This window comes from Streptosporangium sp. NPDC002607 (genome assembly GCF_053592655.1).
In genome coordinates this window covers 14,117-40,258 of record NZ_JBSFWD010000026.1, presented here as the reverse complement: position 1 = coordinate 40,258, position 26,142 = coordinate 14,117, and the positions used below count along the sequence as shown (strand labels likewise).

Annotated in this window: 20 protein-coding genes; 11 read left to right on the top strand and 9 right to left on the bottom strand. The window is 71.4% G+C overall.

The annotated features are described in order from the left end of the window. Positions 1-171: 171 nt before the first annotated feature. Complete coding sequence (locus tag ACWD3H_RS26985) at positions 172-1,377, top strand: pyridoxal phosphate-dependent aminotransferase (protein WP_451956985.1); 1,206 nt, start codon at positions 172-174, stop codon at positions 1,375-1,377. 107 nt (positions 1,378-1,484) lie between these two features. Here ACWD3H_RS26985 and ACWD3H_RS26980 read toward each other — a convergent pair whose 3' ends face one another. Then, entirely contained in the window at positions 1,485-3,527 is a 2,043-nt protein-coding gene (locus tag ACWD3H_RS26980) for an ATP-binding protein (protein ID WP_451956984.1), read from the bottom strand. Continuing rightward, positions 3,524-5,629, bottom strand: a complete 2,106-nt coding sequence (locus ACWD3H_RS26975; protein ID WP_451956983.1) for an ATP-binding protein — start codon at positions 5,627-5,629, stop codon at positions 3,524-3,526. The genes ACWD3H_RS26980 and ACWD3H_RS26975 overlap by 4 nt, the downstream gene beginning before the upstream one ends. Before the next feature lie 266 nt (positions 5,630-5,895). On the opposite strand from ACWD3H_RS26975, the gene ACWD3H_RS26970 reads away from it, so the two are divergent. After that, positions 5,896-6,915: an adenosine deaminase gene (locus tag ACWD3H_RS26970; RefSeq protein ID WP_451956982.1), complete on the top strand. Its 1,020-nt coding sequence runs from the start codon at positions 5,896-5,898 to the stop codon at positions 6,913-6,915. Here the strand turns inward: ACWD3H_RS26970 and ACWD3H_RS26965 are convergent. The 3 genes from ACWD3H_RS26965 to ACWD3H_RS26955 are packed head-to-tail and all read right to left on the bottom strand — an operon-like array spanning position 6,904 to position 10,314. After that, positions 6,904-7,677, bottom strand: a complete 774-nt coding sequence (locus tag ACWD3H_RS26965) for a hypothetical protein (RefSeq protein WP_451956981.1) — start codon at positions 7,675-7,677, stop codon at positions 6,904-6,906. The genes ACWD3H_RS26970 and ACWD3H_RS26965 overlap by 12 nt on opposite strands. Next, positions 7,664-8,236, bottom strand: a complete 573-nt coding sequence (locus ACWD3H_RS26960; protein WP_451956980.1) for an RNA polymerase sigma factor — start codon at positions 8,234-8,236, stop codon at positions 7,664-7,666. Before ACWD3H_RS26960 ends, ACWD3H_RS26965 begins: the two co-directional genes overlap by 14 nt. A 41-nt stretch (positions 8,237-8,277) precedes the next feature. Continuing rightward, positions 8,278-10,314 carry an ATP-binding protein gene (locus ACWD3H_RS26955; RefSeq protein ID WP_451956979.1) on the bottom strand — a complete coding sequence of 679 codons (2,037 nt, stop codon included), beginning with the start codon at positions 10,312-10,314 and terminating at the stop codon, positions 8,278-8,280. Between the two features lie 382 nt (positions 10,315-10,696). Here ACWD3H_RS26955 and ACWD3H_RS26950 point away from each other — a divergent pair, with 382 nt between their 5' ends. Both ACWD3H_RS26950 and ACWD3H_RS26945 read left to right on the top strand, forming a co-directional pair. Beyond that, a complete protein-coding gene (locus tag ACWD3H_RS26950; protein WP_350911335.1) occupies positions 10,697-11,407 on the top strand; it encodes a class I SAM-dependent methyltransferase in 711 nt (236 codons plus the stop codon). A gap of 277 nt (positions 11,408-11,684) precedes the next feature. Further along, a complete protein-coding gene (locus ACWD3H_RS26945) occupies positions 11,685-11,864 on the top strand; it encodes a hypothetical protein (RefSeq protein WP_451956978.1) in 180 nt (59 codons plus the stop codon). An 82-nt stretch (positions 11,865-11,946) separates the two neighbouring features. On the opposite strand, the gene ACWD3H_RS26940 is transcribed toward ACWD3H_RS26945, so the two are convergent. From ACWD3H_RS26940 to ACWD3H_RS26930, 3 genes are all read right to left on the bottom strand, one after another. Continuing rightward, complete coding sequence (locus ACWD3H_RS26940) at positions 11,947-13,092, bottom strand: acetyl-CoA C-acetyltransferase (protein ID WP_355558504.1); 1,146 nt, start codon at positions 13,090-13,092, stop codon at positions 11,947-11,949. Between the two features lie 174 nt (positions 13,093-13,266). After that, positions 13,267-14,127, bottom strand: a complete 861-nt coding sequence (locus ACWD3H_RS26935; protein WP_451956977.1) for a class F sortase — start codon at positions 14,125-14,127, stop codon at positions 13,267-13,269. Between the two features lie 13 nt (positions 14,128-14,140). Then, positions 14,141-15,055 (bottom strand): hypothetical protein, encoded by a 915-nt coding sequence (locus ACWD3H_RS26930; protein ID WP_451956976.1) that lies wholly within the window; start codon positions 15,053-15,055, stop codon positions 14,141-14,143. Positions 15,056-15,436: 381 nt separating this feature from the next. On the opposite strand from ACWD3H_RS26930, the gene ACWD3H_RS26925 reads away from it, so the two are divergent. From ACWD3H_RS26925 to ACWD3H_RS26895, 7 genes are all read left to right on the top strand, one after another. Continuing rightward, entirely contained in the window at positions 15,437-16,105 is a 669-nt protein-coding gene (locus tag ACWD3H_RS26925; RefSeq protein WP_451956975.1) for a DUF2291 family protein, read from the top strand. Continuing rightward, a complete protein-coding gene (locus ACWD3H_RS26920; protein ID WP_451956974.1) occupies positions 16,102-17,685 on the top strand; it encodes a sugar ABC transporter ATP-binding protein in 1,584 nt (527 codons plus the stop codon). The genes ACWD3H_RS26925 and ACWD3H_RS26920 overlap by 4 nt, the downstream gene beginning before the upstream one ends. Beyond that, the gene (locus tag ACWD3H_RS26915; RefSeq protein WP_451956973.1) at positions 17,682-18,794 is read left to right on the top strand and encodes an ABC transporter permease; all 1,113 of its coding nucleotides are present in this window, start codon (positions 17,682-17,684) and stop codon (positions 18,792-18,794) included. The genes ACWD3H_RS26920 and ACWD3H_RS26915 overlap by 4 nt, the downstream gene beginning before the upstream one ends. Before the next feature lie 166 nt (positions 18,795-18,960). Continuing rightward, entirely contained in the window at positions 18,961-19,521 is a 561-nt protein-coding gene (locus ACWD3H_RS26910) for a 2Fe-2S iron-sulfur cluster-binding protein (protein ID WP_355558487.1), read from the top strand. After that, a complete protein-coding gene (locus ACWD3H_RS26905) occupies positions 19,518-20,528 on the top strand; it encodes an FAD binding domain-containing protein (protein ID WP_451956972.1) in 1,011 nt (336 codons plus the stop codon). Before ACWD3H_RS26910 ends, ACWD3H_RS26905 begins: the two co-directional genes overlap by 4 nt. Beyond that, the gene (locus tag ACWD3H_RS26900; protein ID WP_451956971.1) at positions 20,525-22,627 is read left to right on the top strand and encodes a xanthine dehydrogenase family protein molybdopterin-binding subunit; all 2,103 of its coding nucleotides are present in this window, start codon (positions 20,525-20,527) and stop codon (positions 22,625-22,627) included. Before ACWD3H_RS26905 ends, ACWD3H_RS26900 begins: the two co-directional genes overlap by 4 nt. A 153-nt stretch (positions 22,628-22,780) precedes the next feature. Next, entirely contained in the window at positions 22,781-23,965 is a 1,185-nt protein-coding gene (locus ACWD3H_RS26895; protein WP_451956970.1) for a PQQ-dependent sugar dehydrogenase, read from the top strand. A gap of 42 nt (positions 23,966-24,007) precedes the next feature. Here ACWD3H_RS26895 and ACWD3H_RS26890 read toward each other — a convergent pair whose 3' ends face one another. Then, positions 24,008-25,234 (bottom strand): glycerophosphodiester phosphodiesterase family protein, encoded by a 1,227-nt coding sequence (locus tag ACWD3H_RS26890; protein ID WP_355558476.1) that lies wholly within the window; start codon positions 25,232-25,234, stop codon positions 24,008-24,010. Between the last annotated feature and the right edge of the window lie 908 nt (positions 25,235-26,142).

Sequence of the window (26,142 nt, the reverse complement as noted above, 5' to 3'; positions counted from 1 at the left end):
TGCGGCGGAAAGAACATGCCGGAGTCTACGTGTGATTGCTCACTTCGTCGAACCGGAGGGCGATCACCCAGCTCAGCGAATCTCCCCCCGGGGCTCGGGCCTGCCGGAGCGAGCCGTCCGGATAGTGGATACCCGGCGGGAACAGCGGCACAGTTCTGTAACCATGGAGGTATGACCCGTCCCCGCATCTCAACACGCATCTCCGCGATCTCAGAGTCCGCCACGCTGGCCGTGGACGCCAAGGCCAAGGCGATGAAGGCGGCAGGCCGCCCGGTCATCGGCTTCGGCGCCGGCGAGCCGGACTTCGCCACTCCCGGCTACATCGTCGAGGCGGCCGTCGAGGCGTGCCGTAACCCCAGGTTCCACAAGTACACGCCGGCCGGCGGCCTTCCCGAGCTGAAGCAGGCCATCGCCGACAAGACGCTCCGCGACTCCGGCTACCAGGTCGACGCGGCCCAGGTCCTGGTCACCAACGGTGGCAAGCAGGCCGTCTACGAGGCGTTCGCCACGCTGCTCGACCCGGGCGACGAGGTGCTGGTCGTCGCCCCCTACTGGACCACCTACCCCGAGGCGATCAAGCTGGCCGGCGGCGTCCAGGTCGACGTGGTGACCGACGAGACCACCGGCTACCTGGCGAGCGTGGAGCAGCTGGAGGCGGCGCGCACCGACCGGACCAAGGTCCTGCTGTTCGTCTCCCCGTCCAACCCGACCGGCGCGGTGTACTCCCCCGAGCAGGTCGCCCAGATCGGCCGCTGGGCCGCCGAGCACGACCTGTGGGTCGTCACGGACGAGATCTACGAGCACCTGACCTACGGCGACGCGACGTTCGCGAGCATCGCCACGGTGGCCCCCGAGCTGGGCGACAAGGTGGTGATCCTCAACGGCGTCGCCAAGACCTACGCGATGACCGGCTGGCGGGTGGGCTGGCTGATCGGCCCCAAGGACGTCGTCAAGGCCGCGACCAACCTGCAGTCGCACGCCACCTCCAACGTCTCCAACGTCGCCCAGATCGCCGCGCTGGCCGCCGTCGGCGGCGACCTGTCGGCCGTGGCCCAGATGCGCGAGGCCTTCGACCGCCGCCGCCAGACCATGGTCCGGATGCTCAACGAGATCCCGGGCGTGTTCTGCCCCGAGCCGAAGGGCGCCTTCTACGCCTACCCCTCGGTCAAGGAACTGCTGGGCAAGGACTTCGACGGCCGCCGTCCGGCGACCTCCGCCGAGCTGGCCGAGCTCATCCTGGAGGAGGCCGAGGTGGCGGTCGTCCCCGGGGAGGCGTTCGGCACCCCGGGCTACTTCCGCCTGTCCTACGCACTCGGCGACGACGACCTGGTCGAGGGCGTGGGCCGCATCGTCAAGTTCCTCAGCCAGGCCCGCTGAACGCCTCCCGCGGCGGGAGACGAGTGGCCGCCGCACCCCCGCCGGGTCGGGCTCCGGCCGGCGGGGTGGCGAGCGGACGGCCTCCGTGCCCGCCGGATGAGTCCGGCTCAGGCGCGCAGGGCGTAGGTCACCGCGGACTCGAAGTGGGAGGCCGCCCCCTCGGCGAAGGCCAGCGCGTAGGCGGTCTCTCCGATCAGCCCCTCGGCGCGGGCCGCGGCGGCCTCGCGGAGCCCGGTCATGGTGTCGGCCCCCAGGCCGGGCAGCCCGAAGGTGATCCAGATGCGCTGCGCGGCGCCGAGGAGCCAGGCGGCGCGGGAGCCGTCACCCGCGGCCACGGCGATCCGGGCGAGCTGGTCGATGGCGAGCACGCCGCCGACCACGTCTCGCAGCCGCCAGTTGACCTCCAGCGCCGCCCTGGCCGCGGCTGAGGCCTCGGCGACCTCCCCCCGGCCCAGAAGGGCCAGAGAGCGGATGTAGTCGCTCAGGGCTCGCTGGGAGAGCTCTCCACGCGCCTCGCAGTGCCGGCGCGTCTCGCGCAGGATCTCCACCGCCCTGTCGAAGTCGCCACCGAACGTGGCGGCCATGGCCAGGAGGAGGGGAACGGAGAACAGGCCTGACGAGCCGGGCTCGGCCTGCCGTAACCCGGCGGCTCCGCGCAGCGCGTACCCCCGCGCGCCCTCCAGGTCGCCGGTGAGCAGGCAGGCTCCGGCGAGGCGGAGGTGGGCGTGGGCCTCGGTCTCGCCGTCGCCGTGGCGCCGGGCGCTCTCGGCGCTCTCCCTGGCCCGCCTGCGCGCCAGGGGTATGTCGCCCGCGAGGAGCGCGAGGTGGGCGGCGACCCAGAGTGGTCTTGACCTGGCTCGGTCCGGGGCCGGGACGGCGGCCAGTGCGCGGTCGAGGTAGTGGCGGCCCTCCCGGACGAGGCCCAGGTGACACCAGAGAACCCACAGGGCTCCGGCCAGTTCCAGGGCGGTGCGGTGGTCGCCGCCCGCGAGGCAGCGGTCGAGTGCCGCGCGGATGTTGGACAGTTCCCCGCGCGCCCAGCGTGCCCATTCGAGCTGGCGGGGGCCGCACCACTGGGCGTCCATGCGGTGGGCGGCGGCCAGGTAGTGATCACGGTGGCGGCGGCGCATCAGGGCGCCCTCGCCCAGCTCGTCGAGCCAGTCGCGCCCGTAGTCCCTGATGGTGTCGAGCAGGCGGTAGCGATCACCCACGCGGGTGACGACGGACTTGGTCACGAGTACGGCGAGCACGCCGGCCACGTCGGGCAGGCACTCGTCCGCGCAGACGCCGCGTGCCGACTCCTCGTCGAAGGTGCCCGCGAAGACCGACAGGCGGGCCCAGAGCAGGCGTTCCGCGGGCGTGCAGAGCTCGTGACTCCAGCCGGCCGCGGTGCGCAGCGTGTGGTGGCGTACGAGGACTCCCTCGCCGTCGGCCGGCAGCTTGAAGCGGTCTTCGGGCTGGTCGGCGAGCTGGATCGCCGACAGGCCACGCGCGTGGCCGGCCGCCAGCTCGATGGCGAGCGGGACGCCGTCGAGCCTCCGGCAGAGCCTGGCGACGGCCATCATGGCCCGCTCGTCCGTGCGCAGCCCGGGGGCGACGGCCGTCGCGCGGTCCAGAAAGAGGCTCATCACGTCGTACCCCGCGAGGTCGGCGGCCTCGGGCGGAGGGACGGGAAAGGGATCGACGCCCATGACGACCTCGTACGGCAGGCAGAGCTCCTGGCGGCTGGTCACGATGATCTGGACGTCGGGCGCGCCGGTCAGGATGGCCGTGACCATGGCGGCACAGGGACCGACGAGGTGCTCGCAGGTGTCCAGGACGAGCAGGAGCCGCCGGTCGGCGAGGAACTCGACGAGGGACGCGAGGGCCGGGCGTCCGGCCCTCGCGCGCAGGCCGAACATCCCGGCGACGCTGCCGGCGAGCAGGTCGCCGTCCGTCTCCGAGGAGAGTTCGGCCACCCAGACGCCGTCGGGGTAGTCGTCGCGGACGCTCCGCGCCGCCTGGAGGGCGAGGCGCGTCTTGCCGACGCCCCCGGCGCCGTGCAGGGTGAGCAGGCGCGTTCCGGTGAGGAGTTTCGTGATCTCGTCAAGCTCGGCGGCGCGTCCGAAGAAACTGTTCATCGCGACCGGCAGGTTGCCGCGCGGCGTCAAGAAAGATTCCCCTGGATCGCGTGTTCCACCGCGTCGCGCAGGCTGATCGAACCTCCCTGTTCCTCCAGCCGGTCGAACTCCGCCCGGCCCAGGCGCCCGCGCAGCCTCAGCTCGGACGTACGGATCAGGCTCGCGATCATGGGTGAGCGGCTGGGCGGGACCCCGGCGTTCTTCCAGGCGGCGCGGGAGGCCCCGAACATGATGGCGGCGAAGGTGTCGTCGGCGGATGACTCGGCGATCACGACGAACACCTCCAGCGCCTCCATCAGCGAGATGGTGTCGCCGAACAGGCGGCCTCCGCGCAGGGAGCCGCGGGCGGACTCCGCGGCGGACGCGGGGTTGCCGAGGAGGTGCTCGGCCTGGCCCAGGAGGAGGTCGAGGCGGATGAGGGTCCAGTAGTCGCCGCAGGACTCGCAGAGCTCACGTCCCTCCCGCAGGATGGACACGGCCTGTTCGTGGTGGCCGGCGAGCATCATGGCGGTGGCGACCACCGTGTAGGTGGGCAGGAAGCCGGGGAAGACGTTGCCGGTGGAGCGGTGGCGCACCCGGGCGTGCTTGATGAGCCGCAGGGCCTCGCCCACGTCGCCCCTGACGACGGCCAGGTGGGCCTGGAACTGGCTGACGTAGGCCGTGGCGTAGCCGTTGGCGTCCTCGGCCGCGCACTCGGTGAGGATGCGCTCGGCGCGTTCGAGGTCGCCGCGCTGGATCGAGACCCAGGCGTGCACCCAGAGCGCCTTGACCCGCTCGGGGCTGGCCGTGCGGTCGAGGTCGAGGCCGCGCTGGAGGAGGTCGTCGCCGGGTGCCTGCATGCCGCAGCACGCCCACAGGAACCACAGGTTGCCGACCAGGTCGAGACCGCGGCGGTACTCCTGCGGCCGGGAGTAGCAGTATTCGATGGCACCGCGCATGTTGCCGCATTCGAGGACCAGCCTGCGGTACCACTCGAGCTGGCGGCCCTGCCAGCTCATCTCGGCGCGGGCGGACAGGGCGAGGAAGTGGTCACGGTGGCGGCGCTGGATCTCCTCGGTCTCGCCGAGCCGGTCGAGCCAGACCAGGCCGAACTCGCGGACCGTGTTGAGCAGGCGGTAGCGGACCCCGTTCTCGCCCTCCTCGCGGACCAGGACGGACTTGTCGAGCAGACCCAGCAGGCCGTCCAGGATGTCCTTGGCGGCGAGGACGCCGCCGGCGCAGACCTCCTCGGCGGCCTCGATGTCGAAGGTGCCGGCGAAGACCGAGGCCCGTGCCCACAGCAGGCGTTCCGGCGGGGTGCAGAGTTCGTGGCTCCAGCCGAGGGCGACGCGCATGGAGCTGTGCCGCCGGGGAGCTGAGGGGAGCCGGTGCGGTTCCGCGTCGTGCCCTTCGCCGTGGGTCCCGCGACCGGCTGAGGGGGCCGTACGGCTCTCGAAGGCCGCGGCGAGTTCGTCGGGTGAGGCCATGCGGCCGTCGAAGGCGGCGAGCCCGGCCGTGGAGAGCGGGCGGCCGTCGAGGGTGACCAGCCCGTCGAGGATCCCGGGGCCGCCTCCGGCCACGGCGAGCCTGATCGCCAGCGGCAGGTTGTCGAGGCGCCCGCAGAGCTCGGCCGCGTCGGGGCCGCCGATCAGACCGGCGGTGAGGGTGTCGATCAGGCTGACGGCGTCGGCGTCGGGCAGACCGCCGACCGGGTAGAGGTGCTCGCCGGGCAGGCCCAGCCGCTGCCTGCTGGTGGCCAGGACACGTAGTCCCTCGACTGAGCGCAACAGCAGGCCGACCAGGATGCCCGTGACGCCGACGACGCGGTCGCAGGTGTCGAGGACGAGCAGGGTCCGGCGCGTGACGAGCTCGTCGACCAGCGCCCGCAGCGCGGGAACGCCCGGCCTGCGGCGGACGCCGATCGCGTCGGCGAACGCCTCGGCCAGGGAGTCGAGGTCGCCGGGTGCCTCCGACAGCTCCACGATGTGGACGCCGTCCGGGAACCGGGGTTCGAGGGTGCGGGCCAGCCGCAGGGCGACGCAGGTCTTCCCGGATCCGGCCGGACCGGTCAGCGTGACGTGCCGCACCCTTTCGAGCAGTGCGGAGACGTCGGCGAGTTCGGTCTCCCTGCCGACGAAGACGTCCGCTTTCATGGCAGCCCCAGCGTCCTGACAACGTGTGCATCTACCGTCGCACGGAGACATGGTCCACTGAAAGCCCGTTTCCTAGATTTCCTCGATATAGCGGGGGATGCGACAAGGGCGGGCACTTCAGGAAGGCGGCCACACACGCCCCGAAATAACCTCCTCGTCGCCTTCCGCCATACAGGTCCCCTTTCGCCCTCCGCGGCGCGCGAGCGGACCGTCAGGCCGGGACCAAAGAACACCGGGGGTCACCGAAGGTACGGCACTCTATTGAAATGCCACGTCCCCTCAGCGAACTGCCCAAGGCACACCTGCACCTGCACTTCACCGGCTCCATGCGGCACTCGACCCTCGTCGAGCTGGCCCGCGAACACGGCTTACACCTTCCCGACGCGCTTGAGGAGGACTGGCCGCCTCGGCTGCGCGCCACCGACGAGCGGGGCTGGTTCCGTTTCCAGCGGCTGTACGACATCGCGCGCTCCGTCCTGCAGCGGGAGAGCGACGTCTACCGGCTGCTGCGCGAGGCGGCCGAGGACGAGGCGGCCGAGGGGTCGGCCTGGCTGGAGATCCAGATCGACCCGTCCGGGTACGCGTCGAGGTTCGGCGGGCTCACCTCGGCCATGGAGCTGATGCTCGACGCGACGCGCAGGGCCGCCGACCACGCGGGAATAGGGATCGCGGTCGTGGTGGCCGCCAACCGCACCCGCCACCCCCTCGACGCCAAGACCCTCGCCCGCCTCGCCACGCACTACATGGACCAGGGCGTGATCGGGTTCGGGCTCTCCAACGACGAGCGGCGCGGCCGGGCCCGTGACTTCGACGGGGCCTTCCGGCTGGCCAAGCGGGCGGGGCTGCTGGCCGTGCCGCACGGCGGGGAGCTGCTGGGCGCCGCCAGCGTGGCCGAGTGCGTCGACGTGCTGGACGCCGACCGGGTCGGGCACGGGGTGCGGGCGGCCGAGTCGCCACAGCTCATGGAGCGCCTCGCCGCCCGGGGGATCACGTGCGAGGTCTGCCCGACCTCCAACGTCGGTCTCGGGGTGGCCGAGCGGGCCGAGGACGTGCCGCTGCGGCGCCTGTTCGAGGCGGGGGTGCCGATCGCACTGGGCGCCGACGACCCGCTGCTGTTCGGCGCCAGACTGCTGCCCCAGTACGAGCTCGCCAGGCAGGTGTACGGCTTCTCCGACCCGGAGCTGGCCGAGCTGGCCCGCCAGTCGATACGGGCGTCGGCGGCACCGGAGGCGGTGCGCAAGAAGCTCCTCCAGGGGGTCGACGACTGGCTGGCCTCAGCGGACTGAGCGGGCGATCTCCTCGGCGCGGCCGATGTCCCCGGCCCCCTCCAGGCGCAGGCCGACCTGCCCGCGCTGCCAGATGAGGGTGGGCCCGGCCGCGCGGGGGCGGGCCTCGGCCTCGCCGCCGCGCCGGGGCAGGTAGGTCAGGCCGTGTGGGGCCGGGATCCACTGCGCCTCCGCGTCGCCCACCCGGGTCTCCAGCGGCCAGGGGGGTCCCAGCTCCTTGCGGAAGACGAGCAGGAGGCTACCGTCGTACTCGTCCAGCCTGAGGCCGGGCCAGAGCAGCGAGACCACCCGGCCGCCGTCGCCCACCCTGACCTCGGCGGGCTCGCCGAGCGCGGCGGGGACGGCGATCGGGAACGCCACCTGCTCCCTGGCCTGCTCCAGGGTGACCCGCCGCTCGCCCGGCAGTGGCTGGGGCGCCCAGGAGGGCAGGGGCCCGGGGTCGCCGATCCTGAGCTCGACGCCCGCGAAGCGCAGGATCTCCGCGACCGCCGCCCTTCCCGCGGGCGTCGCCCCCAGCAGCAGCGCGACGAGGATCGCGACGGCGGCGACCGCCGCCCGCCTCCGCGCCCGCCCGCCGGCCCGCAGCGCCCCCCACCCCCGCCGGAGCACTCCCCGGCCACCCGTGACCGCGGGTGCCTCGGGGGCGGGCACTTCCAGGCGGGCCCGTACGGCCCGCGCGACCTCGGCGGGGTGCGGGGAGGGGACGTCGAGGGACTCGCCGAGGTCGAGGAGCCTGGCTTCGAGGTCGTCAGATGAGGTCACGTGCCACCTCCTCGCGCAGACGGGCCAGGCCACGGGAGGTCCGCGACTTGACGGTGCCGACGGGAAGATCGAGCACCTGGGCGGTCTCGGCCTCCGACAGCTGAAGGAGATACCGACAGACGACGGTCTCGCGTTCCCGCTCGGGCAGCGTACGCACCGCGTCGAGGAGCCGCGCCCGCCGGTCGGTGGTGACGGCCGCCTCCTCGGGGCCCTCACCCACCGGCGGAACGGCCTCGGTGAGCCGCGCGGCCAGCTTGTCCCTGCGACCTCGGGAGCGGGTCAGGTTGTGCGTCTCGTTCGCCACGATCCGCAGCAACCAGGGCCGGAACGGCGCGCCGCGGCGGAAGGACGTCAGGTTGCGGTACGCCTTGACGAACGCCTCCTGGACCACGTCCTCGGCCTCGTCGGCGGCTCCGAGCATGGCCGCGGTGCGGTGCGCGAGCACGCTGTAGCGGGCGACCAGGACCTCGTAGGCGTCCAGGTCACCTGCCAGCGATCGGGCGATCGCCTCGTCGTCGTCCGTCGGGGGGCTCCTTTGCGGATGTCTGAGAGATTTCACCGCATGCGGGCCCTCCCGCGAAAGCCCTCGGGCGAGTGCGCTCAGTGGAGGGCGTAGGCGACCGCCGCGTCCGGGTCGGTCTCGTAGCCCTCGGCGAAGATCGCGTCGTAGGTCTCGTCGCCGAGCAGTTGCCTGGCCGTCCGCTCGGCGACGGTTCTCGGCTCGGACATGCCCGCCGAGCCGAGGCCCCGCAGCCCGAAGGTGGCCCGCAGCCGTACCACCGCCCCCTGGAGCCTGGCCGTGCGGCGGCCGTCGCCCTCGACCGCGGCGATCACCGCGAGCTGGTCGACGGCCAGCGCCACGCCGGCCGCGTCGCGCAGGCGCCACTTGACGTCGAGCGACTGCCGGGCGGCCTCCGCCGCCTCGCTCACCCTGCCGAGCCCCAGCTGGGCGATGGACAGGACGTAGTCGCCGCAGGCGCGGGCCCAGCGCTCGCCGTGCGCGTCGCAGAGCCGCTGCACCTCCTTGAGCACCGAGACGGCCCTGTCGAACTCGCCGCGCCAGGTGACCGCCATGGCCATGGTCACCAGGGCGAGGGGGTCGCCGACCGTGTCGGCCTCCGCCCTGCGGAAGTACTCGCGCACGCGCTCGACGCACGGCTCGACCTCGTCGAGGGCGCCGGCGCACAGGGCACGGCTGGCCAGCCGGAGCTGGGCGTGCCCGGCCGCCGCGTAGTCGCCCCAGTCGAGGGCCGCGGACAACGCCGCCTCTGCCCGGCGGCGACCCCGCTCCAGCTCACCCCTGGCGATGGCCACGCAGCCGTCGGCCCACAGGAGTCTGGGCAGGTGGGGGTCGGTGACGGAAGCCGATTCGAGCGCGCGTGCCATGTGGTGGCGGCCCTCGTTCAACCGGCCCAGGCAGAACCAGAGGATCCAGAGCGTGCCGGCGAGCTCGACGGACACCGGGGAGGCGGGGTCGAGGGCGAGGCGCAGGTCGGTCATGGCGAAGGCGAGGCGGGCGGCCCACTCCTCCTGTCCGGGGCCGTACCAGCCGGTCTCGGCCCTGCGCGCCAGGTCGAGGTAGTGGTGGCGGTGCCGCCGCGCCAGCCTGGCCTCGTCCCCGAGCAGGGCGAGCCGCTCCCTGCCGTACTCCCTGACCGTGACCGGCTGACGGTAGCCGCCGGGAACCCGGACCAGGAGGAACCTCCGCACCAGGCTTTCCAGCAGGTCCGGTACGTCCCTCAGGCGCTCGTCGCCGCACACCCACTCGGCGTCGGCCGTGCCGAAGTTTCCCGCGAAGACCGAGAGCCTGGCCCAGAGCAGGCGTTCCCCGGGGCCGCAGAGCTCGTGGCTCCACCTGATCGCGGCGCGTACGGTCTGGTGGCGGGGCACCGGCGCCCGGCTGTCGGGCGGGGTCTCGAACCGGCTCTCCAGGTGGTCGGCGAGCCGCTCCACCGGCATGTCCCCCAGCCATCCGGCGGCCAGCTCGACGGCGAGCGGGACACCGTCCAGCCGCCGGCAGATCCTGGCCGCGGCCGCCAGGCCGGTCTCGGTCGTCTCCAGGCCGGGCGCCGCGGCGGCGGCCCGGTCGAGAAGGAGGCGGAGCGCGTCGTTCCCCGCCATCCCCTCCTCCTGCGGCCACGGCGCGTCGAAGGGTCCGACGGGCAGCAGCGCCTCCTGCGGCAGTCCGAGCGGCCGGCGGGAGGTCGCGATGATCCGCACCCCCGGCGCCGCCGCCAGGATCTGGGCGACGAGGTCGCGGCAGGCGGGCAGAAGGTGCTCGCAGTTGTCGAGGAGCAGCAGGAGCCTCCTGCCCGCGAGAAACTCGACGATCGTCTCGTCCTGCGTCCGCGCGGACCGCTCGGGGATGCCGAGGACCGCCGCGACCGTGTGGGCGAGCAGGTCACCGTCGCGCTCGCCGGACAGTTCCACCAGCCACGTGCCGTCCGGGTGGTGTTCGTGCCACCGGCGTGCGGCCCTGATCGCGATCCGTGACTTGCCGATGCCGCCGACACCGGTGACCGTGGTCAGCGGTGTGTCGGCCAGCAGCTTCAGCAGCCGCCGCACCTCGCCTTCCCGGCCGATGAAGCCATCCGTCTCCGCGGGCAGGTTCCCCCGCCACCATTGGACCTGTTCCATCGGTTCGCGCTCCTTCTCCACTTACCGGGAATAGCACTCCTCCCAAATCACGGACCGGTCGGCCGGTGATTCCCCAGGGGGATTTCCTTGTCCCCCGGTGCAAATCTCACCGCCGTATCGAGGTCGAACTTCCCCCGTACGGCGTGAAACGCGGAAATGCAGGTGCTTTATAACTGATTCGGCGGAGCCGGTAATCGGGGGGCGAGCCCACCCGGAGGCCGATCCCCCGGGCGCGGCTCCCGGCGGCACTGCCTGTGGATCGTTTGAGGGGCCGCCTTGAGGGAAGCGCCATTAGACTCTGGCTGTCCCTGGCCGCGGCCTGTCGCCGCGGCCTTTCCTTAACCGAGCTGGACGGAACCGCATGTCTGGGTATGACCGCGTAGTGCAACCCGCGGCCGGTGACGAGGCCCTGGAGAACCACCTTGGTGGGGACGAGGCCAGGAATTACCGGCAGTACGAGCTCGACATGGTCGCCCCACACGTGGGCCGGTCCATGCTGGAGATCGGTTCCGGGCTTGGCCACTTCGCCGAGCAGTTCCTGCCCCGCCTCGACCGGCTGGTGGTCAGCGACTTCGACCCCTACTGCGTGGAGCAGCTCCAGAAGCGCTTCGAGGGCCGCGACGACATCGACGTGCTCCAGTTCGGCCTGCCGACCGAGATCCCCATCGGCGAGAAGGTCGACACCGTCGTGATGATGAACGTCCTGGAGCACATCGAGGAGGACGTCGAGGCCCTGCGGTCGCTCGCCAAGGTCACCCTCCCCGGCGGCCGGATCATCATCTGGGTTCCGGGCTACATGCAGCTTTATGGGGACTTCGACCGCAAGGTCGGCCACGTCACCCGCTACACCCCGGCCACCCTGCGCAGCACGGTCTCTCGTGCGGGCCTGGACATCGACGTGCTCAAGCCGATCAACTTCCTGGGCGGCATCGCCTGGTGGGCCGCGGTCCGCCGCGGCGGTGTCGGCTACCCCGACCCCCGCCTGGTCAAGATCTACGACCGCACCGTGGTACCCCTCACCCGCCTCATCGAGCGCTTCGTCCGCCCGCCGTTCGGGCAGACCGTCTTCTGCGTCGCCCGCGTGCCGAAGTGATCTCCGCCCGCGCCGTCCCCTCCCCCGCGGCCATCGCGGTGCCCGGCGTGACGGCCGGGGGCGGCCGGGGGCGGCCGGGGGCGCAAACAAATCGGTTGCACGCCTCGGCAGGGGCGCCGTAAGGTCATTCACATGTGGATCAACTCCTAAGAGCCGGCGTCGATCAGCCTTCGCTGATCCGCCCGCACTCAGCGTTTCAGCCCCGTTCGTCTGACGCGGCAGCTGAGTTGTCCGACCCGGGATCTCGCCGCGTCGTCACTTTCCTCAAGGAGTCCATATGCGAATTCATGCCGCCCGCAAGCGCAGTGGCAAGTCCAAGTCCGCCAAGACCACCAAGACCCACACCCCGCTGCCCGAGCACGTCGTGCCCGCGGCGCCCCAGCGGATGCCGATGCCGCCCATGCCGATGAGGCCCACCCGGCAGCCGCGCCGGATCCCCGGCAAGGGTGGTCGCTGACCTACCGAAAAGCCCCGGTCCACCGACCGGGGCTTTCCCGTCTCGCACGGTGCCTCGCGGTTCGAGGCCGCGGGCACCGGCGTCACAGACGCTCGATGATCGTGACGTTGGCCTGGCCACCGCCCTCGCACATCGTCTGCAGCCCGTACCGGCCACCGGTCCGCTCAAGCTCGTGCAGGAGCTTGGTCATCAGGATCGCGCCGGTGCCGCCCAGCGGGTGGCCCAGGGCGATCGCGCCGCCGTTCGGGTTGACCTTGGCCGGGTCGGCGCCGAGGTCGTTGATCCAGGCCAGCGGGACCGGGGCGAACGCCTCGTTGATCTCGGTGACGTCGATGTCCTCGATGGACAGGCCCGCCTTCTTCAGCGCCTTCTGCGTCGCCGGGATCGGCGCGGTCAGCATGTAGACCGGGTCGTCGCCGGTGAGCGCCAGGGTGACGACGCGCGCCCTGGGGGTCAGGTTGTGGTCGCGGACCGCCTGCTCGGAGGCGATCAGGATCGCTCCGGAGCCGTCGGAGATCTGCGAGGAGGTGGCGGCCGTGATCTGCCCGCCGTCCCGCAGCGTCTTCAGCGACGCCATCTTCTCCAGCGTGGTGTCCGGGCGCGGGCCCTCGTCGTCCTCGACACCGTTGAGCGGGGCGATCTGGTCCTTGAAGTAGCCGTTCGCGACGGCCTTGGCCGCCCGCTGGTGGCTCTCGTACGCGAACTGCTCCAGCTGCTCGCGCTTGAGGTTCCACTTCTCGCACATCAGCTCCGCGCCGCGGAACTGGGAGATCTCCTGCTTGCCGTACCGCTCGACCCATTTTTCGCCGAAGGGGAAGGGCATGCCCTTCTCCAGCGCCGCGCTGATGCTCGACCCCATGGGCACGATGCTCATGGACTCCACCCCGGCGGCCACGACGAGGTCCTGGGTGCCGGAGAGCACGCCCTGGGCCGCGAAGTGGATCGACTGCTGGGAGGAGCCGCACTGGCGGTCGATGGTCACACCGGCGACGCTCTCCGGGAGACCTGCGGACAGCCACGCGTTGCGCGCGATGTCCATGCTCTGCGGGCCGAACTGCATGACACAGCCCATGATCACGTCTTCGACCGCCGACGGGTCGACACCCGTACGCTCGATGAGCGCTCCGAGGGTGTGCGCGGCCAGATCGGTGGGGTGGACGGTGGACAGACCGCCCTTCTTCTTGCCGACCGGGGTGCGGACCGCCCCGACGATGTACGCCTCTGCCACAGTGCCTCCTGCGTGTGAACCGAGCTGCCTGCGAAACCGAGCATCATTCGGTCAGTAGGAGGTTACAACAGAACTTTTATCCACGCCCTACCCGGGGGTGTCCTCTCCACCGAGAGGACACCCCCACCCTTTTGCGAAATATCAGGAGCTCTGCGCTGACCTGGGCGGTATCGCTCAGGCCATCCTGGTGCTCGTCATGGTCGCGTAGGCGATGACGTTGTCCGTGTAATGACCGGTCGTGCGGTCATAGGTGCCGCCACAGGTGATCAGGTGCAGCTGCGGGTTCGGCGACTCGCCGTACACCCGCTGTGTCGGGAACACCGACTTGTCCGCCTGCTCCAGCCCGCCGACGGTGTAGACGGCGATGACGCCGTCCTTTCTGTGCACCTCGATGACGTCGCCGTTGCGGATCTCGTCGAGGCGGCTGAAGACCGCGCTTCCCATGCGCGTGTCCTTGTGCCCGAGCATGATCGCGGGACCGGCCTCGCCGGGCGTGGGTCCCGAGCGGTACCAGCCGACCAGGTTCGGGTTGCTGACCGGCGGCACCTCGATCGCACCCTTGCCGTCGAGTCCGACGGATCTGACCGGCGCGTTGACGCCGAGCCGCGGGATGACCAGGCGGACCGGGCTGGAGGGCTGCATGGCCGGGGCCGCCGGCAGGCTCGGCTGGGGCGGCGGCGCGGTCGGGGGCGCCTGGAAGTACGGGTTCACCGGCGCCGCCGCGGCCTGATTTCTGGGGGGCAGCGTGGTGCGCTCGCCCATGCCGTACTCCTCCGGCGCGGCCAGCACGTAGAGCATGCCCACCAGCACCGTGATCACCCCGGCGATCCCGGCCAGGATGAGCACCGACCGCATCACCCGCCCACCGTCGAGATGCCCGTCGGGGTGTCCCCCTCGCGGCCACTCCTCGTACGGCTCCCCGTAGGGCGGGCCGTGCTGCTGCTGGAACGGGTGCGGGTACTGCGGCTGGACCGGGACCGGCCGGTAGTGGGGCACGTGCCCGGGGTGTTGACCGCCCGGCGGGGGGGTGCTCATCCGGCCACCCCGATCAGCCTCGGCCCGCGGTGCGACGCCGCAGCACCATGCCGCCGATCCCGGCGAACGCCACCATCAGCACACCGCTGAGCATGATCATTCGGGCGTCGGGGCCGGCGTCCCCGCCACCGCCCGTAGCAGCCCCTCCGTTGGGGGTCTCGTCGATCTGCCCATCGGAGGAGGGCTTTTCCGGCTCGGAGGTCTTGGTCTGGGTGACGGTGACCGTCGGCTTGGGAGTGGCGCTCGGACTCGCGGTCGTACTCGGGCTGGGAGTCGTACTCGCACTCGGGCTCGGGCTCGTACTCGTACTCGGGGAACCCGTTACCACGGTCACCCGCAGCGCGGCGGCGCTGGCCTCGGCCGAGTTGAGCGGAACACCGCAGTCGAGCAGCTCGGCCTCGTTGGTCCCCGTACCGGGGTCCAGGTACAGGGTGAACGGACCCGGCTGGAAGGCCACCACGCCGGTCGCGCTGGGGGTCACCGTGACGAGCAGGGGAGGTGCGGTGATCGGCTGCCCGGCGGCCGGGGGAGCGGCGGTGGCCGCGAGCGAGCGAAGTTCGGAGGGAAGCGCCAGGACCGGCGAGGGAGAGGCGTCGATCTGCACCTCCGCGTCGATGACGACACGCGCGCCCGCCGGGGCCGGCGCGGTCGGGGTGACGGTGAGCCCCGTGGCGGGCTGAGCGATCTTCCAAGTCGCCACCAGGGGCGAGTTGGTCGCCGCCGCCGTCGGGCCACTGAGGTCCATCTGGAAGGTGTACGTCGCCGACGGTGACGACACGCCGCCGAGCGTGCAGGCGTAGCTGACCGGGTTGGGGTCGGCGTACATGGAGGCGACCGCAGGGACCGCGCCGAAAAGAACGCCCGCGCCCGCCGCGGCGATCGCGGCTGTCTTGACCGCGACGCGCCGCCGCGTCTTGGACTTCAGCACAGTCTCTCCCCATTCCAGATCCATCGACCGGCTCGCACCGGCCCTTAAGGCTTACACGCTTTGGTCAAGGTTCGGCATAGATCCTACGAACAGAGACCATGGTGCGCGAGCGAGTCGGCAAAACGGACACAAATTCCCATCTATCCCACAGCAAACGACACCGTACATCGGTGAAGTTTCAAACAACAGACAGGGTATGGCGCATGGGAGTCACGGTGAGTAGCCGACCGCTGCCGGGATCCGCACGGTGTCGTGGCCGCCGCAGGACAGAACACGTGAGGGTTTCCGGCGGCTCGATCGGCTCCCGTTCAGGGAGGATTCAGTGGAAGCCGCGCGAACGGGTATACGGGTCTTGACATCCTCCCGAGCTGGAGGTTTGTGATGAGCACCCCGGTTGCGGCACACGCGCGCGGCGGGCAGGTGCCCCGCCGGCGGATCCCGGCGAGATGGGTGGCCGCCGCCCTGACGGCGGCCCTCTTGGCCGCCATCGGGCTCAGCACCCATTACCGCTCCGCGGAGTCGGTCGCGGCGTCGGGCGCCCGGTTCGACCCGGCCGCCTTCGGAGCGCGGACGTACGAGAGCGAGGTCGTGCCCGCGATCAGGAGGAGGGCGGTCGAGCTGCCCGTGCTGGTGAAGGCCGTGACCACCGACAAGAGAGCGGCCGACAGGCGCTACGGCGTCCGGCAGGGCAACGGCCCCTACAACTTCGCGGTCAAGGGCACCGGCAGAGCCGGAGTGGCGGAGTCCGGGCTGATGCCCGTGACCGTGCCGGGCCTGCCACCCGGCACCCGGGTCTCGTTGCAGGTGGGTCCTGCCGTCAACGGCACGGCGCTGCGGGACGCGGCCGGCATCGGATTCAGGCGGTTCCGCAACCAGGCGGAGTACGCCGCCGCCGCCACCGCGCTGAACAACCAGTTGTGGAGGAATCTGCTCAAGAACCTGGACCCGGAGCACCTGAACGGCAAGGAGATCTCCTTCGTCGGTGCCTTCAACTTCCTCACCCCCTCCGTCGTGACCATCACCCCGGTCTCGATCAAGGAGATGCCGTGAAGACCGCGGCGACCAAAATCCTGAGCGCCCGCGACGTCACCAAGGTGTACGGGAACACACACGTGCTCAGGGGTGTCGACTTCGACATCGCCGCCGGTCGGGTGACCGCGCTGTTCGGCAAGAACGGAGCCGGCACGTCGACCCTGCTGAAGATCCTCTCCGGGATCGAGCAGCCCACCACCGGCCACGTCGAACTCGACGGGGAGCCCGTCAGGCTCCGGTCTCCCCGCGACGCCGCCTACCGGGGCATCTCGATCATCCCTCAGGAACTCAATCTCTTCCCCAATCTGAGCATCCAGGACAATCTGTTCCTGGCCCGCGAGATCTGCGGGGGCCCCTGGGTGATCGACCGCTCCTCCCAGCGGGCCACCAGCGCGGCGATCCTGCACAGTCTGGGAGAGGACCTGGATCCCGATCGGCTGGTCGGTGACCTGAGCCCGGCCCGGCAGCAGATCATCGAGATCGCGCGGGCGCTCCTCCAGGAGGCCCGGGTGCTGATCATGGACGAGCCCACCTCGGCGCTCACTCCTCCGGAGGTCGAGGCGCTGTTCCGGGCCATCGGGGAGCTGACCGCGAGCGGAGGCGCGGTCGTCTACGTCTCCCATCAACCGGACCGGGTGCTGAAGATCGCCGATGACGTCGTCATACTGCGCGACGGGCGGCTGGCCGCCACCGCGAACGCCAAGACCGTCGATATCCGGTGGGTCGTGGAGCAGATGGTCGGCCCCGACCGGGAGGCCCTGTTCGCACGCCTCACCCAGGTCATCGAGGCGGAGCCACCGCCGTCACGAGCGGAGTCACGAGAGGAGGAACTGCTGACCCTGCGCGGGCTCTCGGTGGCCGCTCCGGCCAATCCCGGTCATCTCGTGATCGACGACCTCTCCCTGACCGTCGGGGAGGGCGAGATCGTGGGGATCTACGGCCTGGTGGACTCGGGCCTGACCGAACTGCTGGAGGCGCTCGCCGGCCGGATCCCCTCGCAGTCGGGTGACGTCCTGCTCTCGGGCGTCCCGTTGGAGAGCGCGAGCATCCGCGACCGCATCGACCGGGGCCTGGTCCTTGTCCCTCGGGACCGGCGGCGCGACGGCCTCATCCAGACGATGTCGGTCGGGGAGAACCTCTCCCTGGCCGGACTGGACAGGTTCGTCCGACGGCTGTTCGTCTCCCGGGAGCGCGAACTGGACGCCGTCGATCGGATGATCTCCGACGTCACCCTCAGGACGGACGACGCCGGAGCGCCCGTCGAATCGTTGAGCGGCGGCGACCAGCAGAAGGTGGTCATCGGCAGGGCGCTGCTGACCGATCCCCTGGTACTGCTGCTGGACGAGCCCTCGCGCGGCGTCGACGTCGGCGCCAAAGCCGACATCTTCGAGCTTCTGGCGGCACGAGCACGACACGGCCTGGCCGTCCTCTTCACCACGTCCGACGCCGAGGAGGCCCTGCACATCCCCGACCGGCTGCTGGTGCTCGCCCGCGGGGTCGTCACCGGCGACTTCCGGCGTGGCGCGATAACCCGGGAGGAGCTGATGAGCGCGCTGGACGGCGTCACCGTCGACAGGGCCGAGGGCGGTGCGAATTGACACCTCAGGGAACACCCTCCGCACCGGCGCCTCCGGGCCGCCCCCCGCCGGAGCGGATCGCGACCCGGGCGCGCCGCCTGTCCCTGCTGAACAGCCTGTCCGAGTTCCGGGCGCTCATCGCGCTGGCGGCCCTGATCGTGCTCTTCGGCATGCTGACGGATTCGTTCCTCACCGTGCCGAACCTCATCACGATGGCCGAGCAGATCGCGGTCAACGGGGTGGTCGCGCTCGGCATGCTGCTGGTCATCCTCAAGGGCGGCATCGACCTGTCCGTCGGCTCGGTCATCGGGCTCTCCGGGGTCGTCGCCGGCGAGTTGCTCGAAGGTCTCGATCTCAGGTTCGTCGACGTGATCGCCTTCCCGCCCGTGTGGGGCGTGATCGTGCTCTGCGTCGCGGTCGGCATGCTCGTCGGCCTGGTGAACGGTGTCCTCATCACCCGGTTCGAGGTGGCGCCGTTCATCGCGACACTCGGCATGCTGTACGTGGCGCGGGGACTCGCACTGCTGATCTCCGGCGGCTTGACCTACACCAACCTGGACGGCAGCCCCCAACTCGGCAACACCGGCTTCGGCCTCCTCGGCAACGCACGCCCGCTCGGCATCCCGGCCCCGATCTGGATCATGATCGTCCTGTCCGTCGCCGTCATGCTGGTGCTCACCAGGACACCGTTCGGCCGATGGTTGTACGCCGCGGGCGGCAACGAGCGGGCCGCGGAGCTCTCGGGGGTCCCGATCAACCGCGTCAAGACGGTCGTCTACGTGATCTCCGGCGGCTGCGCCGCGCTCGCGGGTCTCCTCATCGCCTCGGAGCTGACCGTGGCGGCACCTCAGGTCGGTGAGACGTTCGAGCTCAACGCGATCGCCGCGGTCGTCCTCGGCGGCGCCACGCTGAACGGAGGACGCGGCACCGTACGGGGCACCCTCGTCGGAGCCGTCGTCATCGGTCTCCTCGTCAACGGCCTGATGATCCTGGACGTGTCGCTGTTCTGGCAGATCCTCATCAAGGGATCCTTGATCATCTTCGTGGTGATGCTGGACCAGGGGCAGCAGCGGCTCCGGCGGCACCGAGCCTCCGTCTCTGCGCTGGTCACCGACGGGCGACCGGACTGACGGGCTCCGGCGGCCGCCTCTTGACACCCGTCCGCGGCACAGCTGCCGATCCCGGTATCTCCCCGAGCCGCCGGTGATTTTCACGGCAGTACGGTTGCTGCTTCTTTTGGATTTTCAGATCAATAGGTGATCCAACTCTCATTGGGTAATTGGCAGGATAAACGGCATGGCAGTCGAAGCGTTCAGCAGCGATATCACGCTGCGCATCAACGGTGCCGACCACTCCGTCTCCCTGGACAACCGGGTGACCCTGCTGGACGCGCTGCGCGAGCATCTCGGCCTGACCGGGGCGAAGAAAGGGTGTGACCACGGGCAGTGCGGGACGTGCACGGTCCTGCTGGACGGCCGGCGGGTGAACAGCTGCCTGACGCTCGCGGTCACCGCCACCGGACAGGAGATCGTCACCATCGAGGGGGTCGCCGGCCTGGCTCACGCGAACGACCTGCACCCCGTTCAGCGGGCGTTCCTCGACCACGAGGGCTTCCAGTGCGGCTACTGCACGCCGGGCCAGATCTGCTCGGCGATCGGCGCGCTCGCCGAGGCGGATGCGGGCTGGCCCAGTCATGTCACCGAGGACGTCGCGGCCGGTGTCGCATCCTGCGCCGCCCTGGACGCCGAAGAGGTCCGCGAACGGATGAGCGGCAACCTCTGCCGCTGCGGGGCGTACGCCGGGGTTGTCGAGGCGGTCCTCGACGTCGCCGGGTCGAGTCCCGGAGGCAACCGATGAGACCCTTCGCCTACGAGCGCGCCACCGACCCCGGCGCCGCCGCCACCGCCGTCGTGGACGGCACCGACGCGATGTTCCTGGCCGGCGGAACCAATCTGGTGGACCTGATGAAACTCGGCGTGGCCCGGCCGGCGACGCTGGTGGACGTCACCCGGCTGCCGTACGACCGGATCGAGCACCGGGCCGACGGAAGCGTGCTCATCGGCGCGACGGTGCGCAACAGCGACCTGGCCGGCGACCGGGGCATCAGGGAGCGCTTCCCGATGCTCGCCAGGGCCGTGCTGTCCGGAGCCTCCGGACAGCTCAGGTCGATGGCCACCACCGGCGGCAACCTGCTGCAGCGCACGCGCTGCCCGTACTTCCAGGACGTCACCAAGCCGTGCAACAAGCGCGACCCGGGTACGGGCTGTTCCGCGATCGGCGGCAGTCACCGCGACCTGGGTGTGATCGGCACCTCCGACAGCTGCGTGGCCACCCACCCGTCCGACATGGCGGTGGCGATGGCCGCTCTCGACGCCGTGGTGCACATCAGGCTCGCGGGCGGAAAGGAGCGGGCGGTGCCGCTCCACGACCTCTATCTGCTGCCCGGCGACACCCCCGATCGCGAGACGGTCCTGGAGCCCGGCGACCTGATCACCGGTGTCGAGCTGCCGCCGCCCCCGGACGGCGCGGCCATGCGATACCGCAAGGTCCGCGACCGCTGGTCCTACGCGTTCGCGGTGGTCTCGGTCGCGGCCCTGGTCACGACGGAGGGCGGCGGGTCGCTGCGGGAGATCCGGCTGGCGCTGGGCGGGGTGGCCCCGCGGCCGTGGCGGGCGCACCAGGCCGAGCGGATGCTGGCCGGTCACCGGCCGAACAGGGAACTGCTGCTGGCGGCGGCGGAGGCGGAGTTCGCGTCGGCGCGCCCCCTGCCGGGAAACGAGTTCAAGATCGGGCTCGCCGCCGACCTGATCGCGGCGAGCGTACGCGATCTCACGGGGAATCCCGTGGGAGGGGAACGGCGATGACCACGCTCGACAAGGTGGTGGGCGGGGCACCGGCCAGGATCGACGGACGCGAGAAGGTCACCGGCGCGGCCCGCTACGCCTACGAGTACCCGGTGCCGAACGCCGTCTATGTCTGGCCCGTACAGGCCACCATCGCCCGCGGCCGGGTGCGCGCCGTCCACGGCGGCGCCGCACTGGCCCTGCCGGGGGTGATCGCCGTACTGGACAGCGGCAACGTCTCCCGGCTGCACCCCGCCGACGACGCCGAGCTGGCCGTCCTGCAGTCGGCCGACGTCGCCTACCGCGGGCAGATCGTCGCGGCCGTGGTCGCGAGCACCCTGGAAGGCGCCCGCGAGGCGGCGTCGGCGGTGCGAGTGGACTACGACGAGCAGGAACACGACGTCGTGCTGAGCCCGGGCAACCCGCGGATCTTCTCGCCCCGGAAGGCCAACGCGGGTTTCCCCGGGACCGTCCACTGGGGCGACGCCGAGAGCGCCCTGGCCGCGGCACCGGCCGGCATCGACGCCACCTACACGACCCCGGCCGAGCATGCCAGCCCGATAGAACCGCACGCCACGATCGCGTTCTGGGAGGGCGAGACCCTGACCCTCTACAACGCCGACCAGGCGCCCTGGATGTCGGCGACCGCGATCGCCGCGCTGTTCGGCCTCGCCGACGGCGCGGTGAGCATCGTCGCCGACCACATCGGCGGCGGTTTCGGGTCGAAGGCGCTACCGCGCCCGCCGACCGTGCTGGCGGCGCTGGCCGCCCGCGCCGTCGGGCGGCCGGTCAAGGTGGCGATGACCAGGCAGCAGATGTTCCCGCTCGTCAGCTACCGGACGCCCACCGTGCAACGCGTGCGTCTGGGGGCCGAGCTGGACGGCCGGCTGACCGCGGTGTGGCACGACGCGCTCCAGCAGAGTTCGAAGCGCGTCGAATACACCGAGCCGACGGTCGCGGCCAGCCGCATGATGTACGCGACGCCCAACAGCCACACCACCCACCGGTTGCTACAGCTGGACGTGCCGACCCCATCGTGGATGCGCGCGCCCGGCGAGGCTCCGGGGATGTTCGCCCTCGAATCGGCGATGGACGAGCTGGCGTACGCCCTTGGGATGGATCCCGTCGAGCTGCGAATCGTCAACGAGCCCGCGCTGGACCCCGAATCGGGCCTCCCGTTCAGCAGCCGCAACCTGATCGCCTGCCTGCGGGAGGGGGCGGCGCGCTTCGGCTGGGCCGGACGCGACCCGGCGCCGGGCGTCCGCAGACAGGGCCGGTGGCTCGTCGGCACCGGCGTCGCGTCCTCGACCTACCCGGTTTTCACCATGGCGTCCACCGCGACCGCCCGCGCCGAGCCCACGGGCAGGTTCGTGGTCGAGATCGCCGCGGCCGACATCGGTACCGGGGCTCGCACCGCGCTGGCCCAGGTGGCGGCCGACGAGCTCGGCGTGCCGATGGACCGGATCACCATGCTGGTGGGCCGCAGCGTCTTCGGACCCGCGCCGTTCGCCGGCGGGTCCATGGGCACCGCCTCGTGGAGCTGGGCGGTGAGCAAGGTGTGCCGGACCCTGGTCAGGGAGCTCGACGAGCGGTCCGGGGTGGTCCCCGCCGAAGGGCTGCAGGCGCGGGCGGACACCACCGAGGACCTCGCCGCCCAGGGGCGGTTCTCCCGCCACTCGTTCGGAGCGCAGTTCGCCGAGGTCAGGGTCGACGTCGACAGCGGGCAGGTCCGTATCGAGCGGCTGCTCGGGGTCTTCGCGGCCGGCCGGATCGTCAACGTCAGGACGGCGCGCTCGCAGTTCCTCGGCGGTATGACGATGGGGATCTCCATGGCCCTGCACGAGGCCCTGCAGATGGACCCCCGCTTCGGTGACTTCACCAACCACGACCTGGCCACTTACCACATCGCGTCGAACGCCGACGTCCGCGGGATCGAGGCCCACTGGATCGACGAGCACGACGACGAGCTCAACCCCGTCGGTGTCAAGGGCATCGGCGAGGTGGGGATCGTCGGCACCGCCGCCGCGATCGCCAATGCCGTCTTCCACGCGACCGGCTCCCGGCAGCGCGACCTGCCGATCACCCTCGATCGGTTGCGGGCCGCCATGCACACCGGCTGACGGGACCTTCCCCGCCGATCTCGGGGAGATCGCCGCGACAGGTGCGGTCGGGCGGGATCTACCGTGAGCATGGGGCAGAGTGGTCGAGTAGGCCGGGACTGACCGGCCCAGGACTGCCCGTCGCCGGCGCGCTCGGCCGCAGAAGGGGTGACCATGAGGAAGACCGCGAGCCGGATCGTGCCGACCGCCGGCCTGGTGGCGATGCTGGTGGCGACGCTGGCCGCCTGCGCCGGCGACCCGGCCGCCGAGGGGGTGGCTCCCCCGAATGCGGCGCCGGCGACCTCGGGGAGCGCGAGCGGCACTCCCGGGGAGAGCGGGACTTCCAGCCCGGCTCCGAGCAGGGTGCCGGACGGGGTGCCGGACCTCCAGGCGGGAAAGGAGATGGCCCGCGACATCGAGGTGCCCTGGGGGCTGGCGTTCCTGCCTGATGGCGACGCGCTCGTCTCCGAGCGCGACAGCGGCCGGGTGCTCCAGGTCCCGGGGCGCGGCGGGCGGCCACGCGAGGTCTACCGGGTGCCCGGCGTGGTCGCGAGCGGCGAGGGCGGCCTGCTCGGGCTGGCCGTGTCACCCGGCTATGCCAGGGACCGTTACGTGTACGCCTACCTCACCGCCGAATCCGACAACCGGATCGTGCGCTTCCGCCTTGGCGACGCCACACCCGAGGTGCTGTTCGACGGCATCGCCAAGGCCTCCTTCCACAACGGCGGCCGCATCGCGTTCGGACCGGACGGCATGCTGTACGCCGGCACCGGAGACGCGGGGCAGCGGGAGTCGTCGCAGGATCCGCGCCTGCCGAACGGGAAGATCCTCCGGCTGACACCGGAGGGCAGGCCCGCCCCCGGCAACCCGACGCCGGGCTCGCCGGTCTACAGCCTCGGCCATCGCAACGTCCAGGGGCTGGCCTGGGACGAGCGGGGACGCCTTTTCGCCACCGAGTTCGGGCAGAACGCGCTGGACGAGGTCAACCTGATCGAGCCCGGCCACAACTACGGCTGGCCGGAGGTGGAGGGCAAGGGCGACACGCGCGGCGGTAAGTTCACCAACCCGCTGGTGACGTGGCCCACGAGTGAGGCCTCCCCCTCCGGTGCCGCCATCGCCGGGAACACGCTGTATGTGGCGGCGCTACGCGGGGAGCGGTTGTGGACGGTGCCCCTGCGCGACGGGAAAACCGGCGAACCCCGGGCCGAACTGGTCGGCCGGTACGGCCGCCTGCGCACGGTCGCCGTGGCACCGGACGGGGCGCTCTGGCTGACCACGTCCAACACCGACGGGCGCGGTGAGGTGCGCGAGGGCGACGACCGGATCCTGCGCTATCCGGCCAGGGCCGAGACGGAGTGACGTGCCCCTCGGCCGCGGCCGACGCGGCGCCGGCGGACACGGTCAGCCCTCGGCCTGGAGCCGGTCCCGTACGTCGCGCGCCATGCCGGGGTCATCGGCGATCACCCCGTCCAGGTTGAGCCGGTACAGACGCCTCAGCCACTTCCGCACCTCCTCGTTGGCGCGCCCGCCCGAGCTGTCGCCCCTGAGGTCCGCCCGGAGCCGCACGGCGAGTTTGCGAACCGTCGTGGCGTGTACCAGGAGCCCTTCTCGCTGGGCGTTCCTGACGAGCGCGGCGGGTGACACCGGCCTGCTCTCGAAACCGCCGGGATCACGGGGGCCGATCCGCTTCGTGACCACGCCGATGCCGTCGGCGTACCCGGCGATCTCCCGCAGGCCCTCCGGGGTGACCATGTCGTCGTAGGTAGCCGGATCGCCGGCCCGCACATGGTCGTACGGGGCGCCGTTCGCTCCGATGAACTGGATGAGCCGGAGCCGGGTGAGGGGATGCAACCGTTTGAGGTTCCCGGTCTCGAAGGACTGGATGAAGACCGGGTCCCGCTCGTCGTCCCAGCCGTACTTCCGGAAGGTCTCCAGCAGCGGTTCCTCCAGCGGCAACCCGATCGAGGCGAAATAGGTGGGGAACTTGGTCTCGGCGTAGACGCCCACGCCGTGCTTCTGCGCGAGCTGGACTATCTCGTCGAGCGTCGGGATTCTCTCCATCCCGTCGTAGGCGGTGTTGCCTCGACGCTGCGTGGGGAAGCGTTCCCTGGCACGGAGGGTGCGCAGCTCCGCGAGGGTGAAGTCCTCGGTGAACCAGCCCGTGTGCCGGATGCCGTTTATGGTCTTGGAGGTCCTGCGGTCGGCGAACTCCGGATGCCTCGCGACGTCGGTGGTCGCCGAGAGCTCGTTCTCGTGCCGGGCGACCAGCACGTGGTCCTTGGTCGAGACGAGATCGGGCTCGATGTAGTCGGCGCCCATCGAGATGGCGACCGTGTAGGCGAGCAGCGTGTGTTCGGGCCGGAAGGCGCTGGCCCCGCGGTGCGCGATGATGATCGGCTCGGCCCCGCGGCGTCCGAGCCGCTTGGCCGCCGGACTCACCTGACGCTCGGCCGTGGAGTGCACGGACCGTTCGGCGGTGGAACCCGTGAGCCCTTTGGACACCGAGTCGCCGGACTGCCCGGCCGCGGGGCTCGCGGATCGCGCACCCGTCGAACCCCCGTGATGGAGGGCGCCGATCGCGGCCATTCCTATGAATACGGCCAGCAGACCGGCCCGCGCCTTGCTCACCTGCGTACACCCCTCACTCTGGGTCAGAGGGGGGACACATTCGCATAAACGCCTATACCCGGACCGGACAGGTGATTAACGATCAGAAGCGATCCCCTCGGGAGCACGTTGCGCGACTGTCTCCGGAAATAATCTGAAATGTCCCCCGGCGGCCACGCCGACATCGCGTTCCCTCGGAGCAGCCGACATCATCGCCACGACCGGGCTGACGACGGCCTCCATAGGACGTGCGCGAGTGCGGTGCCCGCTGTGACGTGACCCCGCAGGTCTGTTGTCCGACGGGGAAAGAAGAAGTGACTGACTGCCCGGTTCGCGTCTCGACGTCTCCTGGGACGTCACCGCCGGCCTGTCGATTCAGCGCGCGACCGCCCACCGCGTCGGCCCCGGACCCCATACCGGCCTCAGGCCCCTCGCCGGCCTCCGGTCCCCTCGCCGATCCCAGGCGGCGGACCGGCGTCGCACCGGCCGCGCACCACAGACCGTTGCCGCCCCGGTTTCAAACTGCAGGCCAGGCCGCTACCAACCCGCCCGGCCCGGCCGCTGCCCGTGCCGGTGGTGCCCGTGCCGGTGGTGCCCGCCGTGCCTCGCCCGCCCATGCCGTCCGTACCAGCGATCCCTGTGTCGCCGCGCATCCGAACCGCGCCGCCCGAACCCGCGGTCGCCGTACCGTCCCGCCTCGAAACCCCGCCGCCCGAACCCGCGGTCGCCATACCCCCGGGTCTCCGGACCCCGCCGCCCGAACCCCCGGTCCTCATACCGCCCGGACCCCAGCTCCCCCGGCCGCCCGAACCCGCGATCGCCATACTCACCGGCCTCCGGACCCCGCCGCCCGAACCCCCGGTCCTCATACCGCCCGGACCCCAGCTCCCCCGGCCGCCCGAACCCGCGATCGCCATACTCACCGGCCT